The sequence below is a fragment of the Caulobacter sp. P1_B12_2 genome, assembly GCF_056406675.1.
Map to the genome: position 1 here is coordinate 1 of NZ_JBFTZS010000427.1, position 3,990 is coordinate 3,990.

Genomic DNA, 3,990 nt, shown 5'->3' on the forward strand with positions numbered 1-3,990 from the left:
CCGCCCCCAGAGGGGGCGGAGGACGCGCGTACGACTCCTCTTCCCCCTTTGGGGGAAGACGACCGCGAAGCGGTCCGTAGGGGGCAAGTGCTCACCGCACGAACGCGCCCGAAAAACCCTTTCACCGAACACCCGTCGTTAAGCCGCGAGCGCTACGGTCTACCGCCATGAGCAACCGTCCTTCCTCCGCCGGGGTCACCCCCGAACAGCTGGCCACCCTCAGCCACGAGTTCCGCACCCCGCTGAACGGCGTGCTGGGCATGGCGCGGTTGCTGGAAGGCACGCGGCTGACCGCCGAGCAGCGGGCCTATGTCGGCGCCCTGCGCGAAAGCGGCGACCACCTGTTGTCGCTGGTCAACGACGTGCTGGACTTCGCCCGCCTGGGCGCCACGGCGATCGAGTTGCACGCCGCCCCGGTCGACGTCGAGAACCTGCTGCGCCAGGTCGCCGAACTGCTGAGCCCCCGCGCTCACGAAAAGGCCATCGAGATCGCCTGGGCCGTCGCGCCCGGCCTGCCGGCCATCCTGGCCGACGAGGGCCGCCTGCGGCAGGTGCTGCTGAACTACGCCGGCAACGCCATCAAGTTCACCGAGGTCGGCGGCGTTTTGCTGAGCGCCGACCTGGCGCCGCCCAAGCCTGGTTCTGGCGGCCGCATCCGCTTCTCGGTGCGCGACACCGGACCGGGCGTCGCCCCCGAGGCCCGCGCCGCGATCTTCGAGGCGTTCGTCCAGACCGATCCCTCGCACCAGGCCCAATTGGGCGGGGCGGGCCTGGGCCTGGCCATCGTCGCCCGCCTGGCCGGCGCCATGAACGGCGAGGCCGGGGTCGGCGGCGAGCTGGGCCAGGGCGCCGACTTCTGGTTCGAGGCCCCGTTCGACTTCGCCCCGACGGCGCCCGTGGAGCTGCCGCTGACCGGCCGCTCCGTGGCCATCGCCTCGCCCAACGCCATGATCCGCGAGGCGGCCATCCGCCAGGTGCGGGCCAGCGGTGGCCAGGCCTTGCCGGGCGAAACCATCGCCGCCGCGCTGAAAGGCGCGCCGGCCGACGCCGTGCTGCTGCTCGACGCTGCTTTGTCCGGACCGCGCGGGGCGTTGAAGCCCCCGGCCGGCCGGGCCTGCGTCGTCCTGCTGACCCCCGAGCAGCGCGACCGCATTCCCAAGCTGAAGGCGGCGGGCCTGGGCTATCTGATCAAGCCCCTGCGTCGCGCCTCGCTGATCGCCCAGGTGCTGGAGGCCCGAGCGACCGACAAGGCCGAGATCGTCCCGACTGTCGCTCCGGCCCACGAGGACGACCGCATCGCCCCGGCCGCCGCCCCCGGCGTGCGCGTGCTGCTGGCCGAGGACAATCCGATCAACGCGCTTCTGGCCCGCGCCCTGCTGGAGCGCGAGGGCTGCAAGGTCGACCGCATCGCCAGCGGCGACGAGGCCGTTTCGGCCCTGTCGCGCGGCTTCTACGACCTGATCCTGATGGACCTGCGCATGCCGGGCCTGAACGGCATCGAGGCCACCAAGGCCCTGCGCGAGCGCGGCGTCACCACGCCCATCGTCGCCCTGACCGCCGACGCCTTCGACGAGGACCGCCGCGCCTGCCTGGCGGCCGGCATGAACGACTTCCTCGCCAAGCCCCTCACCCCGCCCGCCCTGCGCGGCGTGCTGACCAACTGGACCGGCCTTGGCTGGACGAAAGCCACGACGCGCGCCAAGGTCGCCGGCTAAGGGCGGGGCGGCTTCCCCGCATCGGGGACCGCCACGCATGACCGACGACGTCAAAGCCACGCCGGAGAAGAAGACCCTTCTCCAGACCCTGGCCTTCTTCGGCGAGCGCCGCAGCCTGGTGATGCTGGGCCTGGGCTTCGCCTCGGGCCTGCCCTTCATGCTGATCTTCGACACCCTGTCGCTGTGGCTGCGCGACGCGGGCCTGTCGCTGGCGGTGATCGGCTTCTTCAGCCTGGCCACGCTGAGCTTCTCATTCAAGTTCCTGTGGGCCCCGCTGATCGATCGCACCAAGGTCCCGATCCTGCATGGGCTGGTCGGCCACCGCCGCGCGTGGATGCTGGTCTGCCAGGCCGTGATAATCCTGGGCCTGCTGGCCATCTCGACCGTCAATCCGGCCACGAACCTGCCGCTGATGGCCGCCATCGCGGTGATCGTCGGCTTCGCCACGGCCACCCAGGACATCGTCATCGACGCCTGGCGGATCGAGGTGGTCGACACCGACCGCCAGGGCCAGATGGCCGTCGCGGTCCAGTGGGGCTATCGCGGGGCGATGATCATGGCCGGCGCCGTGCCCCTGCTGCTGGCCGAGCGCTTCGGCTGGAACATTTCCTATCTCGCCATGGCCGGCGCCATGATCATCGGCGTGATCTCGACCTTGGCGGCGCCGCGCGAGCAAGCCCACGCCATCCGCCCCATCCACACCGACGGCATCAACCAGCCCAAGGCGCTGGAGATCATCGAGTGGCTGGCCCGCCTGGTCATCCTGCTGGCCGGCGCCCTGCTGGTCGGCTCGGGCCTGTCGGGCGACGCCAGCCTGCTGTCCAAGATCGTAGGCGGCGACGCCCTGGCAGAAGCCTGGAAGGCCAAACCCAACGGCGTCTGGCTGCAGCTTGTTGGAGTCCTGGCCGGGCTGGGCGTGATCGTGGTCGCCGCCACGCCGATCCCCAAGGTCCCGACCAAGCCCGGCGTCTATCTGTCGACGGCGCTCTACTCGCCCCTCAAGGATTTCCTGACCCGTTTCTCGGGCGTGGCCGGCCTGATCCTGGCGGCGATCTGCGTCTACCGGGTCTCGGACTTCGTGCTCAACATCATGAACCCGTTCTACCGCGACATGGGCTTCACCCTGACCGAGATCGCCGAGATCCGGAAGGTGTTCGGCATCATCGCCTCGATGGCCGGCGTGTTCCTGGGCGGCGTGGTCGTCGCGCGGTTCGGCCTGATGCGGGCCCTGATCGTCGGCGCCTTCGCCCAACCGATCAGCAACCTGATGTTCGCCCTGCTGGCCATGAGCGGCCACAGCGTGCCGATGCTGTTCACCTCGATCTGCATCGACAACATCGCGGGCGGGGTCGCTGGAACAGCTTTGATCGCCTACATGTCCAGCCTGACCACGGCAGGCTTCACGGCCACGCAATACGCCCTGTTCTCGTCGCTCTACGCCTTGCCCGGCAAGCTGATCGCCTCGCAGTCGGGCCGGATCGTCGAGGCCTCGGCCGTGGCGGCGGAGGCCGGCGGTCCGATCGGGGCGCTGAAGGGCCTGTTCACGCGCCTACCGCCCGAAAGCTTCACCGCCGCCGGCGCCAAGCTAGGGGTCAGCGCCCCGGCCATGGCGGCCGGCTACACGGCCTTCTTCATCTACACGGCGCTGATCGGCGTCGTGGCCATCGCTTTGTCGTTCATGGTCGCCGCCCGCCAGCCCCGGCACATGACGGCCAAGGCTGCGGCCGAGGCCGAAGCCGCGGCCGCAGCCGCAGCCGCAGCGGAACCTGGCTAGGTCTCGCTCTTGAGGCACACCACCTGGGCCACGCGCAGGTCGCGGCGCAGGCCGTCGGCCACGCGGCCGTAGTTCTCGGTGGTGATCGCCTCGCCCAGGGCGAAGCTGGCCGGACGCCGGCGGCTGTGCTTGAGCAGGTCTTCGACCGTCTCCTGGGCCGTCGTGTAGATCCGGCCCCGACGCGGCGACTCGGCCACGGTGACGCCGATCACCCGGCCGGCGCTGTCGAGGGCCGGAGCGCCCGACAGACCCGACAGCGTGCCCTTCAGATTGTCGGTCCGACCGACCTCGGCCCAGACCAGCACCGGTTCGACCCGAGCCCCGCGCCCTCGGACGACCAGGTTCTCCCGGCCCAGCAGGCGCGACGTCRCTTCGCCGGGATGGCCCTGCGGAAAGCCCGGATGATAGGCCCGCTCGCCGCGCCTCGGCGGCTCGGTCGCGGCGCGTAACGGCACGGCGGGCGCTCCGCCTTCGGTGGTCAGGATGGCGGCGTCCCCGGAC

General features: G+C 70.8%; 3 protein-coding genes. 2 read left to right on the top strand and 1 reads right to left on the bottom strand.

The window, feature by feature from the left end; all coding sequences use genetic code 11:
* The first annotated feature begins 167 nt into the window (after window positions 1-167).
* On the top strand, window positions 168-1,715 hold the full coding sequence (locus AC1DZ6_RS20735; RefSeq protein WP_477099025.1) for a response regulator: 1,548 nt from the start codon (window positions 168-170) through the stop codon (window positions 1,713-1,715).
* A gap of 37 nt (window positions 1,716-1,752) precedes the next feature.
* The gene (locus AC1DZ6_RS20740; RefSeq protein WP_477099026.1) at window positions 1,753-3,489 is read left to right on the top strand and encodes an AmpG family muropeptide MFS transporter; all 1,737 of its coding nucleotides are present in this window, start codon (window positions 1,753-1,755) and stop codon (window positions 3,487-3,489) included.
* Here the strand turns inward: AC1DZ6_RS20740 and AC1DZ6_RS20745 are convergent.
* Window positions 3,486-3,990 (bottom strand): trypsin-like peptidase domain-containing protein (locus AC1DZ6_RS20745; protein WP_477099027.1); only part of this gene is annotated, 505 nt, incomplete at its 5' end. The two genes, AC1DZ6_RS20740 and AC1DZ6_RS20745, sit on opposite strands and share 4 nt — an antisense overlap.